Below are 12,767 nucleotides of genomic sequence, written 5' to 3'. Positions count from 1 at the left end.
CAGCCTGCGGACATGTTGCCATGCAGGAGCCGGACGATGTCACGAACGCTTTACACCCCGCTGTGCGATGTTCTGGGTTGCGACGTGCCGATCCTGCTGGCCGGAATGGGCGGCGTGGCGCGGTGGGAACTGGCGGCGGCGGTGGCCAATGCGGGGGGCTATGCCATGCTTGGCATGGTGCGCGAGGACCCCGATCTGATCGCCCGCGAGGTGACGGCGCTGCGGGCGGCGACGGATCGCAACTTTGCGGTGAATGTGATCCCTGCAGCCACCGAGGCGGGGCTGCTGGACAGGCAGATCGGGCGGTGCCTCGATCTCGGGGTGCGCGATTTCACGTTTTTCTGGGATGTGGTTCCCGAAGCGGTGGCGCGGGTCAAGGCTGCGGGGTGCAAGGTGCTGCATCAGGTAGGCACCGTCGAGGCGGCGCGGCAGGCCGAGGGGGCGGGGGCCGATGTGCTGATCGCGCAGGGGGTCGAGGCGGGCGGGCATGTGCATGGGCGTGTCGGCGGGCTTGTGTTGCTGGAGCAGGTGGTGGCGGGGGCCGGCGTTCCGGTCGTGGCGTCGGGCGGGATCGCGACGGGGGCGGGGCTGGCTGCGGCGCTGGCGATGGGGGCCGGGGGCGTGCACTGCGGGACGGCCTTTCTGGCGACCGAGGAATCCTTTGCGCATCAGTATCATAAGGAGCGTGTCGTCGCGGCGGGGGCAGAGGATACGGTGCTGACCGATGTCTATGTGCTGAACTGGCCCGCGCAGGCGGCGGTGCGGGTGATCGCGAACAGCGTGACGGACCGGCTGGGGTTCGACCTGTTGGGCCATGACCCGGACCGCCTGCCGCGCGAGGTGATCGCATGGGAGGAGGGCCGCCCGCTTTACCGCTACAGCACCGATTCGCCCCTGCGGACGACGGTGGGGGCGATGGAGGAGATGGCGCTTTTCGCGGGGCAGGGGGCGGGGGCTATCGGTGATATCGTCCCCGCGGCCGAGCGGATCAGGCGAATGGTGGCCGGGGCCGAGGCCTGTTTTCGGTGCATGGCGGGATGAGCGCGGTCGAAGCACGGCAGGAAGGACGGGTTTCGGGCGTTGGCTGTTTTGTGCGGTTCGGGCCTTGGCGTGCAGCAATATGGCCTTTCCGGCCTTGTCATGTTAACCCCGAGCCATGAACCAGTTGCCCACAAAAGACCAGATCCGCCAGTGGATCGCCGAGAACCCCGGACAGGGGGCGAAGCGTGATATTGCCAAGGCTTTCAACATCAAGGGTGCGGGGCGCATCGAGCTTAAGCGCATCTTGCGCGAGCTGGAGGACGAAGGCGGTGTCGTCAAGACGCGCCGGACCTTCCGCGAGGCGGGCAGTCTGCCGCCGGTGACGCTGCTGGCCGTGCTGCCGCCCGATGAGGCGGGGGATCTGTTCCTTAAGCCTTTGGAATGGACCGGCGAGGACGAGCCGCCGCGCATCCTGTTCATTGCGAAGAAGGGCGATCCGGCGCTGGGCGCGGGGGACCGTATCCTTGCGCGTCTGGCCAAGGTCGATCTGGACGATTACGCCTATGAGGCGCGGCTGATCCGGCAGCTGGGGTCGAACCCCGCGCGGGTGCTGGGTGTGTTCCGTGCCGAGGCCGAGGGCGGGCGGATCGTGCCCATCGACAAGGGCGCCGACAAGGAATGGCGCGTGGGCCGCGAGGATACGGGCGGTGCCAAGGACGGCGAGCTGGTCGAGGCGGAACATACGGGGCCGAAGCGGCTGGGCCTGCCGCGGGCGAGGATTACGGCGCGGTTGGGTGATCCGATGGGGCCGCGGGCTGTCAGCCTGATCGCGATCCATCAGCACGGCATTCCCGACCAGTTCCCCGATGCCGTGGTGGCCGAGGCCGACCGCGCCTTGCCCGCACCGCTGGACGGGCGCGAGGATTTGCGCGACCTGCCGCTGGTGACGATAGACCCCTCTGACGCGCGCGACCACGATGACGCGGTGTTCGCCGAGGCCGATACCGACGCGGCCAACCCCGGCGGGCATATCGTCTGGGTGGCGATTGCCGATGTGGCCTATTACGTGCGCCCCGGATCGAAGCTGGACCGCGAGGCGAGGAAGCGCGGGAATTCGACCTATTTCCCCGACCGTGTGGTGCCGATGCTGCCCGATACGCTTTCGGGCGATTTGTGCAGCCTGCACGAAGGGGTGGATCGGCCCTGCATTGCGGTGCGTATGAAGCTGGATGCGGGCGGGGCCAAGATCGGGCACCGTTTCGTGCGCGGGTTGATGCGGTCGGCAGCGTCGTTGCATTACGGCGAGGTTCAGGCGGCGGTGGATGGCCGCCCCACCGAGCGCACGGCGCCCCTGATGGAGCGCGTGATCGCCCCGCTTTATGCCGCCTATGAGGCGACCAAGACGGCGCGGGCGGTGCGCCAGCCGCTGGAGCTGGACCTGCCCGAGCGCAAGATCGTGCTGTCGGACGAGGGTAAGGTGCTGTCGGTCGATTTCCGCGACCGGCTGGACGCGCACAAGTTGATCGAGGAGTTCATGATCCTTGCCAATGTGGCGGCGGCCGAGGAATTGACGCGGCTGAAGAAGCCCTTGCTGTTCCGCGTGCATGAAGAACCGAGCGTCGACAAGATGGACGCGCTGCGCGAGGTGGCCGAGGCTTCGGGCTTTACGCTGGCCAAGGGGCAGGTGCTGAAAACCGCGCATCTGAACCGGCTGCTTTCGCAGGCGCAGGGGACCGAGTTTGACGAGCTGTTGAACATCTCGACCCTGCGGTCGATGACGCAGGCCTATTACCATCCGCAGAATTTCGGGCATTTCGGGCTGGCACTGCGAAGCTACGCGCATTTCACATCACCCATCCGGCGGTATTCGGACCTGATCGTGCATCGCGCGCTGATCGCGGGGCACGCTTGGGGCGATGACGGGTTGTCGGCGGGCGATATCGAGGCGCTGGAAGAAACCGCCAAGCAGATTTCGGATGCGGAACGGCGGTCGATGGCGGCAGAGCGCGATACGACCGACCGCTATCTGGCGGCCTATTTGTCCGACCGTGTCGGGGCCGAATTCGCAGGGCGGATTTCCGGCGTGCAGCGGTTCGGCGTCTTCGTGAAGCTGGACGAAACCGGCGCGGACGGGTTGATTCCGATCCGCGAATTGGGGCGCGAGTTCTTCCATTACGATCAGGACGCGCAGATCCTGACGGGGGCCGATACCGGCCAGACCATCGGGATCGGCCAGCGCGTGACGGTGCGTCTGGCCGAGGCGACACCGGTTACGGGAGGGCTGGTGCTGGAGTTGCTGACGCTGGAAGGGTCGGCGCTTGCCCAGGGGCACGGCCAGAAGCGGCGGGGCTATGCGCCGCGCAAGCCCGGCAAGTTCGCCCCGCGCGATGCCAAGATCAAGCGCAAGGTCGAACGCAAGCGGCGTTAGGGTCAGAACAGGGCGGCGCAGACCGGATCGGCCAGTCCGGACTGGCAGAGGGTTTTGAGCTGGCCCATCGCCATTTCTTGCGCCTTTGGGCGGTCTTTGGGGTCGAGGCGGGCGAAGGTCGCGTTGCGGGCGGCGACGGCGTTGGGCGTTTCGAATGCTGCCGACAGAGCCTGCCAGACATAGGCCGAGACGAGATCGGGCTCGGGCAGGATGTCGAGAAGGACGAAGGACAGTTCCAGCATGGCGCGGCCTTCGCCCGCCTTGACGCGTGGATCGAGGTCGGCGGTTATGCGGGCGGCGAGCGCCTTTCGCAGGTCGGGCGTGGCGGCATCGACCATGCGGGCGATGAGGGCTTGCGCCTCGGGCCGGCCTGACAGGCGGGCGCGCCATGCCCAGTAGAGCGCCTCGGCATGGTTTTGCGGCAGGCCGCGGCCATCGAAGAACAAAAGTGCGAGGTTGAATTGCGCCTGTGCGTCTCCGCCACGGGCAAGGGGCAGGAACAGGGCAGCGGCGGTGGCGGTATCGCCTGCGCGGGCGGCGGCGATGGCGCGGCGGAAATCGGGCGTTTCGGTTACTTGCGCCTGCGCCTGCGCGGGCAAGGTGAGAAGCGCCGAAAGAGCAAGGGCAAGTCGCATCATTTGCCCGCCATCATCACGAGTTGCAGATACAAAAGGCGGCGCGGCGGGACGTTCGGGGCCATGCGTTCGTAGACCACGACCTGCGGGCGGATCGTGCCTTCGGTGACGAAATCGATGGTGATCGCATCGGGCAGATGGACGCCGTAATCGGCAAGGGTGCCTTTGGGGTCGGTGGAAAAGCGCAGGCGGAAGGTCTGGTCGATCCAGATGCGGGCAAGGGCGCGGCCAAGGATGTCGGGCAGGAAACGCTCGACCTGGCTGCGGTTCCTGAGGTGGGTTTCGTGGCGGACGAGGTCGAAGTCCTGCGCTTCGGAGGCGCGCAGTTTTTCGGCGCGCTCTTTGGGGTCGAGCCGCTGGCGCACCACCATGGGCAGCCGCGAGATGACCGGCACGAGGGCGCGGGACATCCTTTCCTTCATGGCGCGGGTTTCCTTTGGTAGCGGCCTTAGGTGATGCAACGACAGGATGCGCCGGATGTTTAGGTACTGCGGGTGGAACGGGGCTTGCAGGGGGCGGGCATGTCGCAAGCCACACCGCCCCTTGTCTTTGCCGTGCTCGGATTCCTTTGCCTTGGAGGGGGGTTCGGGGTTGCGGCCTTTCGGGTGATGCAGCCGGTGCCGCCGCCGCCCTTTGCACAGGTGCCAAAGGACGAGGTGGCGCCTGAACCCGATACGATGCTGGTCTATGTGCCGCTGGAAGAACAGCTTGCTGTCGCGGTGGCCGAACAGCCGGTGCGGGTGATGCTGACGCTGGGGGTTTCGCTGCGGGCATCGGTGGGCGATCTTGTCGCGCTGAAGGCCGATGTGGACGAGCGGCGGCCCGCCCTGTTGGCGGCGTTGCTGAAGGTGGCGCAGGTCGAGGTGGCCAAGACGGCGGAGCCTGCGGTTTTGCTGAAAACCCTGCCCGGACCGTTGCGCGACGTGGTGAACAAGGCGCTGGGAACCGATGCGCTGCCAGAACCCGTCGAGGAAGTGCTGATTATGGGTCTGGTGACGCAGTAGCGGCACGCGGCTTGCAGCACGGGGGCAGGAGCAACCGGAGAGGTGCGATGAAACCTGAATTGAACATCACCGAAGCCTTTACGCCGACGCCGGGTGTCGATCTGGCGAACCTGCGGGTGGAATGCGTGTTTTGCGACGAGGCGGGTGAACCGGCAAAGCGCCGCTCTGTGGCGATGTTGTCGCTTTTGGGGTCGCGGCGGCGGGCGCGCAGCGTCTTTGCCGATCAGCAGGGCTGAGGACCGGAAGACAGGGTGACGTGCGGGCGCAGTCTTGCGCCCGTTTTCGCATGTCTGAAGGAAGTCAGGTCAGGTCGGGCACGAAATAGGCGTTGCGCAGGCGCGCATCGTTGCGGCGTGCGGCCAGTCCGCGCGTCATTTCGGTTTCCAGCCGCATCAGGACCGAACCGACGACGTCGCCGGCGCGCAATAGGGCTGCGCGGTCCTGATCGGACCGGGCCGAGGGCCCGAGCGAGCGCACCATGCGGTCAAGCTCGGAGGCGGCGACCAGCACATCGACCATGTCGGACCTGCTCATCGCCTGTTGCAGGTGGCCTTCGGCCATGGCGAGGCTGAGCGCCGCGGGACCTTCGACCACATGTTGCATCATGCCGTGCATCCTTATGCCTTTGTGCCGATGGTGGACCATGCGCCGAGAAGCGAGGCGACGTGCTCTGCGGCTTCGTGCAGTTGCGGGCTGGGAAGTTTGCGGAACGCCTCGTCCACGCGGAGGCGGGCGAATTCATAGACGCGGAACAGGTTCAGGGCGATTTCGCCGCCCTTGTCGAAATCGAGGCTCGATTGCAGGATGTAGATCGCGGTGAAGGCGCGGTTAAGGTGCAGGGCAGGATAGGTGCGGTCGGGTTCGGCTGCGGCTAGGGCGCGGAGCGAGCGTTCCAGTTCGCGCAAGGTGACGGTGATGATGCCGTGCGGGCTTTCGACCGAGAGGCCATCACCCTGATCGGTGCGCCGGTATTGTGCCCTTGCGTTGAGAAACGTCATCGTCGCTGCCTTTCGTAGTGCCGCCGTTGTTTCAGCGGCCGGTTGAAAGGAAGAACGACCGGAAGGGGCAGTGTTTTAGGGGAAGCAAGAGAAACGGGGGCGGGCCGAACGCCAGTCACAGCCCACCCCCGCCGACCGCTGACCACAGGGTCAGCGGAAGAGCGATGCGCGTTTCGGGGTCGTCGGGAAGAAGAGCGAGCGGCGGTTCGGCACGGGGCGCAGGAAATGGCGGGCCTCGGCAAAGGCGTCGGACAGGGCGTCTTCGGTGAGGGCTTCGACCTCGATGTCGCAGGGCAGGCCCTGTGGGGGGGCGAGGGCGGCGATGACCATGTCGGGGTTGGCGCGGCAGAGCTGGCGCAGAAGAAGGGCAAGACGGCGGGGCGTCACACCGGCCACGGGCAGGTCGAGAAACAGGATGCGCGGGGCGTTGTAGGGCAAAAGCCAGAGCGTTTCGGCAGTCGCGCAATCGCAGGCGATGCCGGCGGCGCGGGCGGCTTCGGCAATCGGTGCGGGCCGGTCGGAGAGGATGGCGGCGACGAGGCCGTTGGACCGGCTGGCCTGCGGGGGACGCAGCGTCACGGTGGCTGTGGCGCGGGGTGCGCTGGTCATGGCGGGCGGCCCTCCTGAGCCTGATGGTCGGTCCCTGCCTATGTGGTCGCAGGGCGCGCGGTGTGCTGTCGGCCCCGTAAATCCGTGCGATTCCGTTTCAGATCAACAGGTCTGACGCCGACCGATACGGATGCTTCGGGCGGCGGCAGACCGGTATGGGGCGGCTACATCCGCAGGGATGGGTTTCGCACCGCTTCGCGCGACGCGGCGCAGAGCATATTGGCAGAAACCACCATTCCGACGTCGCCGCCGGCGAGCAAAGCGATTCCCGTCATGTTCTGGACGCGACTCAGCACGCCGCGTAACGGGCGCAAAAGCACCAGTTGCTGGCCGATGAGTTCATCTACAGGGACGGCAACGGACCGGCCCTGCGCGCCCACGACCACGTAGACACGCCGGCTTTCGCCGTCGGTCTGGTCGCGTGCAGCCAGGGAATGGACGGCCACGATTTCATCGTCGGCGATCCGCAGCATCTGTTGGCCTTCTGCGGCCGAGACGGTGAAGGCGACATCGGTTTCGGGTTGCAGGATCATGCGGATCGCATCGACCGGCACCACGTAGCGTACGCCTTTGACGCCGACGACCATGCCGTCGAGCACCACCATGGCGAGGGGCAGCGAGATGTGGAAGCGCATGCCCTTGCCCGGAATCGCCACGCGGCGGAGTTCGCCGCCCGAGCGGGAGAGGGTGGACTGGATTTCGTCGAGCACGGGCGAGGCGTCGATCATGGCGCCGTCATCCTCGACGATGGCGAGAACGCGCTCTTCGTCGCGGTGGAAGGCGATGTGGATGGATTGCGGCGCATCGGGGCCAAGGTCGAGGCGCATGACGAACAGCGAGCGCAAGAGTTTGCGGAGGGTTTCGAGGATGGTGATGTCAAGCGTGAGATCGCCGCCCGAACAGGAGAACTGCGCCTCGCGCCGGTTGCGGCGGGAATAGGTCTGGACGAAAGTTTCCAAGGGCCGGATGACCGAGGAAATGGCGCGGCTGCGGATTTCGACGGTTTCTTCCTGCAGCTGGGTCAATTGGCCGACCAGCTGCGCCTCCATCTGGGTGACTTCCTGCAGGCGGGTGGCGAAGTCGGCCATCAGCGTGCGGACCTGCGTCCGGGCGCGGCGCCAGTCTTGCCCGTTGCCGCGCAGGATATTGTCGATGCTGTCCATCAGGTCGTGATCGGCAAGCTCGCCCAGCATATGGCTTATCATCGACTGGCTGGCCGCGATCTCGCCGATCGATTCGAGCATTTCGGGGGTGACGCCGCTTTGCATCTGCGACATTGCCGCGTTTTCGGGATCGGCGGGCGCAGCCTCGGTCTGGGGGGTGTCTTGCTGGATTGTCAGCGCGCGGAGCGCCCGCAGCTTGCGGGTACCCGGATCGAGGCGGGCGAGGGCTTCGGCAAGGCTCGGCTCGTCGAGTGTGGTCGACACGAGGAAATCGAAGAGCGTGTCGTCGCCCTGAAAGACGGTGACGTTGGTGATGGGTCTGGCAAGGCCCGAGGACAGCCAGACGATGAACGCTTCGGCCAGCGACTCGTCGGTGTTGATGTCGGCGCGGATGATGTAGAAGCGTTGGCCGCTTTCGATCGCTTCCGAGGCGGCGCGCACGCTTTCGGGCGAGAGGACGCGGTGGAATTCCTTGGGCAGGCCAAGGCGGCGTTCGATGGCCGAGGCGGTCATCAGCCCGTCTTGCACGAAACAGACGTTTGCGGCTTCCTCGAACAGTTTTTCGAGATTCTGGGTGTCGGGGGTTTCACCCTGGTAGAGCGCGTCGAACACCAGTTCGATGGTGTCGATGAAACCGCGGGCGATATGGGTCAGGATCGCGTCGGGGGCGATGCCGGTGGATTGCACGCGGGCGAACAGGTCGATCAGCGACATGGCAAGCTGGCCTGCCGTATCGATGCGGTAATGGGCGCAGGCGTGGTGGACCAGACGCAGCAGGTGGTCGAGAAGCGCGTGGTCCTTGTCGCGGTTGGAGGACGGGGCGCGGAGCCGGTCCAGGGTGGCTTCAAGGCTGGCGAGCGTGTCGAAGACGTGTTCGGCACTCCAGCTTTGCACCAGTTCGCGGGGGCTGATGCCTGCGGCGAGGGCCGCTTCGGGCATGACGGCCTCGACGGCCGAAAGCTCTTCGTAAAGGCGCAGTTCGGCGCTGCGGTATTCTGTGGCGGTGCTGGCGCGGGCAAGGGCTGCGGCAGATTCCGACAGGCGCAGGAAGCCGAAGGGCGCAGCGGCGGCTTGCAGTGTGGCAATGGCTGCGGCGATGCGGTCGGGCGAGGGGGCGTCGCCCAAGGAGAAGTCGGTGCCCATGCTGGCGATTTCCGACAGGAAACCGCGGATGCCGTCGAAGAAATTGCCGGTGTCGGCGGGGTCTGATGCGGGCGCGCCGAAGGTCGCGTCGGTCAGGTCGTCGAGGCGCAGCAGAAGCGTTGCGAGGTCTTCGGCGCTGGCCGCTTCGGTCGCGGTGGAAAGGTAGGTTTGCAGGGCTTCGACCCAGTCGTCGAGGCCCATCTGTTTGGCGGCGTGGCACAGCCCGTCGGCTTCGCGACGGGCCTTTGGGGCGGCTTCGGGGTCGGCGGCGTAGGAGGCGTAGAGCGCGGACAGCTTGGTGCGGGTGTCGGTGCTCATGCCCTTGAAGATGTCGCGGTACGTCGGGTCGTCGGCCAAGCGGCGCGCGCGCGGAGCGGGTGGCGCGGGTTCCTTCGCAGGCGGGGCGGCCGCTTCGGCGGGGGCTGCTGGCGGTTCGGGATCGGACAGGAAGGCGGCGACAGCCGCAGGGTCGGCTGTCTTGCGCGATTTGGGCTTTTTTGCCGGTGCGGCGGGTTCGGGGGCCGCTTCGGGTTCAGGTTGGGGTTCGGCTTCGGCTTCGGCAGCAGGCTCGGGTTGCGGGTCGGCTTCTGGTTCGGTGGAGGCAAACGGGTTTGCCTGAACCGGAGCGGGAGGGGCGACCACTTCCGCCGATGCGGGTTCGGCACCGCTGCAACGGGCGATCTTGTCGAGCAGGCGTGTCATCAGCATTTCGGACGACGAACCGTCGACATCGGCGCGGGTGGCGGCGGTTTCTTCCAGCATCGTACGCAGCGTGTCGGCGGCGAGCAGAAGGATATCCTTGATCTCGCCGTCCCATGGCACGCCCTGATCGCGCACGAGGCCGATCAGGTCTTCGGAATGATGGGCGCGGCTTTCCACGACGGCAAGGCCAAGGACACGCGAGTTGCCCTTGAACGTGTGCACGGCACGGAAAAGGGCGCTGACATGGGCATCCTGACCGCCACCCGATCCATCGCCAAGCGCCATCAACGCGGTTTCCATCGCGTCGAGCGCCTGCGCTCCGTCATCGGCGTAAAGCGCCCAGATTTCGTCCATTTCGTCAGACATCGCGTCCTCGCATTTATCGTAGGGCGGAAGGGGGCGGGGCGGCTTTAGGCCGCCACCAGCGTACGCATTGTGCGGGCGAGTTCGTCGCCGGTCTTTTCCTCGAGGTCGTGCGACACAGTTCCCGAGGGCTTTGCCACGACACCATCGGCACCCAGTTCGCGGGCCTTTGCGGCATGGGCCGAACCGGAGACGGCGACCGACGAGAGCATGCATATCTTGGCGCGGGTCTTGAGCTTGGCGTGGCGCAGGAATTCCAGCCCGTCCATCACCGGCATCTCGATATCGAGAAGGATGAGGTCGACATCGGGCACGGTGGTCAGCTTGTCGAGCGCTTCCTGACCGTTGGCAGCCTGGGCCACCACTTTGAAATCGGGCAGGGTTTTGATGAAGCTGGCGATGTAGAGGCGCATCATCGCGGCGTCATCGACGATCATCACATTGAAGGGCATGGGAGTATCCTTGGGTTTGGGAGGGGGCCGCAGCGGTGTGGGCGCCGCGGCCTGTTGGGTCAGAAGTTGCCGAAACCGCGTTGGTCGCGGTCGCTGTTGCGGCTGCCGCCCGTGGCTGCGGCACGGGCCGGTGCCGGAGCCGACTGTGCGCCACGGTTGCCGCCCATCTGGCCTGCGATCATGGCCTGTATCTGGGCCATGAGATCGGCGGGCACGCCTTCGAGGGACATGCCGCCTATGCTGCGGGTTGCCACCTTGCGCAGGCGGTAGCGCGCGATTTCCGAGCGCATGCTTTCGGTCGCGGCCTGCATCTCGTTCGACGACGCCGCGAGTTCTTCGGCCTGCTGGCTGGTGGAAAGTGCGGATTTCGCGATTTCACCGATGGCGATGTTGATCTGCGCCACGCCGCGCGCCTGTTCGTCAGAGGCAGTCGCGATTTCGGTGACGAGGCCTTTCACCTTTTCGATGTCATCGGCGATGCTGACGAAGGCGCGGCTGGTTTCATCGGCGATCTTGACGCCCGATTGCACGCGGGTTGCCGCGTCCTCGATCAGTTCCGAGGTTTCGCGTGCCGCTTTGGCCGAGCGTCCGGCAAGGTTGCGGACTTCCTGCGCCACGACGGCGAAACCGCGGCCATGTTGTCCGGCGCGTGCGGCCTCGACCGCGGCGTTGAGGGCGAGCAGATTGGTCTGGAAGGCGATCTCGTCGATCACCTTGATGATCTTGCCGATGTCCTGGCTTGACGCGCGGATGCCCTGCATCGCCGTGACCATTTCGTTGATCTTGCCCTTGCCGACTTCGGCGACTTCGCTGGCGCCCACGACAAGCTGGCTTGCCTTGGTGGCGGCGGCGGCGTTCGATTTAACCTGTGCGTCGGTTTGTTCTGCCGAAGCCGAGACTTCGTCGACCGAGGACGACTGGACCTGCGAGTTGGTGGCGAGCGCCTGCGAAGACTGGCTCATCTGTTCGACGGTGGTGGCGACCTGTCCGATCTGCTGGCCGATCAGGTTGAAGGCCCCGTTCAAACCGACGAAAGCTGAATCGAAAGCATCGACGATACGGACGAAATCGCCTTCAAAGCGGCCGCGGTCGGGCTGGACGTCAAGCGAGCCGTCGACGATCGCGTTCGACAGACGTTCGATCTCGTTGATGACGGCTGTAAAGTTCTTGCGCATGTCTTCCACCACATCGTTGAGGAAGGCTTTCTTGCGCGGGAATTTTTCGAGGTGGGCCGCGAAGTTGCCCTTGGCAATTTCCGCAAGGCAAAGCACGACTTTCTTCTTGGTTTCGATATGCTCGAGCACCATCGCGTTCATGTCGTTCACGACCGAGGCGAATGCCGGATCGAACCCTTCGGAATCCACGAATTCGTCGATGTCGCCCGCGTGATGCGCGGCTGCCATGCTGCGGATTTCGGTCAGGAGCTTGTCGATCTGGGCTTTGTTGTTCTTGAGGTTATCGCGGATTTCCTCGACCACCACGTTGAGGAAGACTTTTTTGCCGGGGAAGGTTTCGAGCTTTGCGTCGAAGTTGCCATTGGCGATTTCGGTCAGGCAGCCGACCACTTTCTTCTTGGTTTCGATATGCTCGCGAACCATGTCGTTCACTTCGGTCGCGACGGTTGCGAAGGCGGGTTCATAGCCTGCGACGGACACGAAATGGTCAATGTCGCCCATGTGGTGGGATGCGGTCATGGCGGCGAGGTCCGCGACCAGGCGGTCAGTCTGGGTTTTGGCGACGACGACTTCGGTTTGGTCCTGCCATTCGACGAAGATGCAGCCGATTTCGCTGCCTTTGGTAAATTTCGGCGTGGCGCGGAAGGCGAGGTGGCGACCGCCGACGGTGAATTTTCCGTCATGCGGTTCGACCATTCCGTGCATGATGCCGCGCTGGTATTGCGGGTGCGTGTGGAACATGTCGATGCTTTTGCCAAGCACGTCGCGGGCACGGAAGTTCGGCAGGTCGCGGCGAATGTCGGCCTCGATGCGTTCGAACATCTCGTAGCCTGCCTCGTTGACGTGGCGGATGACCATATCCGCGTCGGCCAGCATCACCGGGTTGGACAGGATGTCGAGTGTTTCGAAGGACGACATGCCGTCCAAGATCCTGGATTCGATTGTCTGTTCGTTTGCCATGACTTCGGTCCTTTGGCTGCCTTGGCTGCGAGGGGCTTTGGCGGAGGGTGTGGCGGGGGGGGACAGTTCGGGCGGCACGTTCGCCAGATCGTCGAGCGGGTCGACGCGTCCGGTTCCACGGGTGGGGCGGGGAGGGGTCCTGCGGTTCATGTCG

The 12,767-nt window shown here is 65.4% G+C and carries 12 protein-coding genes; 4 read left to right on the top strand and 8 right to left on the bottom strand.

The features are described from left to right. Window positions 1-36: 36 nt before the first annotated feature. A complete protein-coding gene (locus tag HYN69_RS15370) occupies window positions 37-1,041 on the top strand; it encodes an NAD(P)H-dependent flavin oxidoreductase (protein WP_108436516.1) in 1,005 nt (334 codons plus the stop codon). Window positions 1,042-1,156: 115 nt separating this feature from the next. Continuing rightward, window positions 1,157-3,409, top strand: a complete 2,253-nt coding sequence (gene rnr, locus HYN69_RS15365; RefSeq protein ID WP_108436515.1) for a ribonuclease R — start codon at window positions 1,157-1,159, stop codon at window positions 3,407-3,409. 2 nt (window positions 3,410-3,411) lie between these two features. Here the strand turns inward: rnr and HYN69_RS15360 are convergent, their stop codons facing one another. Both HYN69_RS15360 and HYN69_RS15355 read right to left on the bottom strand, forming a co-directional pair. After that, window positions 3,412-4,047: a tetratricopeptide repeat protein gene (locus tag HYN69_RS15360; RefSeq protein WP_159082500.1), complete on the bottom strand. Its 636-nt coding sequence runs from the start codon at window positions 4,045-4,047 to the stop codon at window positions 3,412-3,414. Beyond that, a complete protein-coding gene (locus HYN69_RS15355; protein WP_230426438.1) occupies window positions 4,044-4,454 on the bottom strand; it encodes a hypothetical protein in 411 nt (136 codons plus the stop codon). Before HYN69_RS15355 ends, HYN69_RS15360 begins: the two co-directional genes overlap by 4 nt. A gap of 111 nt (window positions 4,455-4,565) precedes the next feature. Here HYN69_RS15355 and HYN69_RS15350 point away from each other — a divergent pair, with 111 nt between their 5' ends. Both HYN69_RS15350 and HYN69_RS15345 read left to right on the top strand, forming a co-directional pair. Continuing rightward, complete coding sequence (locus tag HYN69_RS15350) at window positions 4,566-5,048, top strand: hypothetical protein (RefSeq protein WP_159082499.1); 483 nt, start codon at window positions 4,566-4,568, stop codon at window positions 5,046-5,048. Window positions 5,049-5,095: 47 nt separating this feature from the next. Further along, window positions 5,096-5,284 carry a hypothetical protein gene (locus HYN69_RS15345; protein ID WP_108436511.1) on the top strand — a complete coding sequence of 63 codons (189 nt, stop codon included), beginning with the start codon at window positions 5,096-5,098 and terminating at the stop codon, window positions 5,282-5,284. Window positions 5,285-5,348: 64 nt separating this feature from the next. Here HYN69_RS15345 and HYN69_RS15340 read toward each other — a convergent pair whose 3' ends face one another. From HYN69_RS15340 to HYN69_RS15315, 6 genes are all read right to left on the bottom strand, one after another. After that, on the bottom strand, window positions 5,349-5,654 hold the full coding sequence (locus HYN69_RS15340; RefSeq protein ID WP_159082498.1) for a hypothetical protein: 306 nt from the start codon (window positions 5,652-5,654) through the stop codon (window positions 5,349-5,351). Window positions 5,655-5,665: 11 nt separating this feature from the next. Beyond that, window positions 5,666-6,046 (bottom strand): flagellar export chaperone FliS, encoded by a 381-nt coding sequence (locus tag HYN69_RS15335; RefSeq protein ID WP_108436509.1) that lies wholly within the window; start codon window positions 6,044-6,046, stop codon window positions 5,666-5,668. A gap of 150 nt (window positions 6,047-6,196) precedes the next feature. Then, complete coding sequence (locus HYN69_RS15330; protein ID WP_108436508.1) at window positions 6,197-6,655, bottom strand: hypothetical protein; 459 nt, start codon at window positions 6,653-6,655, stop codon at window positions 6,197-6,199. A 164-nt stretch (window positions 6,656-6,819) separates the two neighbouring features. Further along, on the bottom strand, window positions 6,820-10,029 hold the full coding sequence (locus HYN69_RS15325; RefSeq protein WP_108436507.1) for an Hpt domain-containing protein: 3,210 nt from the start codon (window positions 10,027-10,029) through the stop codon (window positions 6,820-6,822). A 44-nt stretch (window positions 10,030-10,073) separates the two neighbouring features. Further along, window positions 10,074-10,478, bottom strand: coding sequence for a response regulator (locus tag HYN69_RS15320; RefSeq protein ID WP_108436506.1), 405 nt, complete (start codon window positions 10,476-10,478; stop codon window positions 10,074-10,076). Between the two features lie 59 nt (window positions 10,479-10,537). Then, window positions 10,538-12,763, bottom strand: coding sequence for a methyl-accepting chemotaxis protein (locus HYN69_RS15315; protein WP_108436505.1), 2,226 nt, complete (start codon window positions 12,761-12,763; stop codon window positions 10,538-10,540). Window positions 12,764-12,767 lie beyond the last annotated feature (4 nt).

The sequence above is a fragment of the Gemmobacter aquarius genome (assembly GCF_003060865.1).
Lineage (GTDB): Bacteria > Pseudomonadota > Alphaproteobacteria > Rhodobacterales > Rhodobacteraceae > Paragemmobacter > Paragemmobacter aquarius.
The sequence above is the reverse complement of the archived record's forward strand: the minus strand, read 5'-3'. Positions and strand labels throughout refer to the sequence as shown.

Coding starts and splice junctions, on each gene's coding strand:
- HYN69_RS15370 (WP_108436516.1), top strand. CDS start 37: ATGTCACGAACGCTTTACACCCCGCTGTGCGATGTTCTGGGTTGCGAC.
- rnr (WP_108436515.1), top strand. CDS start 1,157: ATGAACCAGTTGCCCACAAAAGACCAGATCCGCCAGTGGATCGCCGAG.
- HYN69_RS15315 (WP_108436505.1), bottom strand. CDS start 12,763: ATGAACCGCAGGACCCCTCCCCGCCCCACCCGTGGAACCGGACGCGTC.
- HYN69_RS15320 (WP_108436506.1), bottom strand. CDS start 10,478: ATGCCCTTCAATGTGATGATCGTCGATGACGCCGCGATGATGCGCCTC.
- HYN69_RS15355 (WP_230426438.1), bottom strand. CDS start 4,454: ATGTCCCGCGCCCTCGTGCCGGTCATCTCGCGGCTGCCCATGGTGGTG.
- HYN69_RS15340 (WP_159082498.1), bottom strand. CDS start 5,654: ATGATGCAACATGTGGTCGAAGGTCCCGCGGCGCTCAGCCTCGCCATG.
- HYN69_RS15335 (WP_108436509.1), bottom strand. CDS start 6,046: ATGACGTTTCTCAACGCAAGGGCACAATACCGGCGCACCGATCAGGGT.
- HYN69_RS15325 (WP_108436507.1), bottom strand. CDS start 10,029: ATGTCTGACGAAATGGACGAAATCTGGGCGCTTTACGCCGATGACGGA.
- HYN69_RS15360 (WP_159082500.1), bottom strand. CDS start 4,047: ATGATGCGACTTGCCCTTGCTCTTTCGGCGCTTCTCACCTTGCCCGCG.
- HYN69_RS15330 (WP_108436508.1), bottom strand. CDS start 6,655: ATGACCAGCGCACCCCGCGCCACAGCCACCGTGACGCTGCGTCCCCCG.
- HYN69_RS15345 (WP_108436511.1), top strand. CDS start 5,096: ATGAAACCTGAATTGAACATCACCGAAGCCTTTACGCCGACGCCGGGT.
- HYN69_RS15350 (WP_159082499.1), top strand. CDS start 4,566: ATGTCGCAAGCCACACCGCCCCTTGTCTTTGCCGTGCTCGGATTCCTT.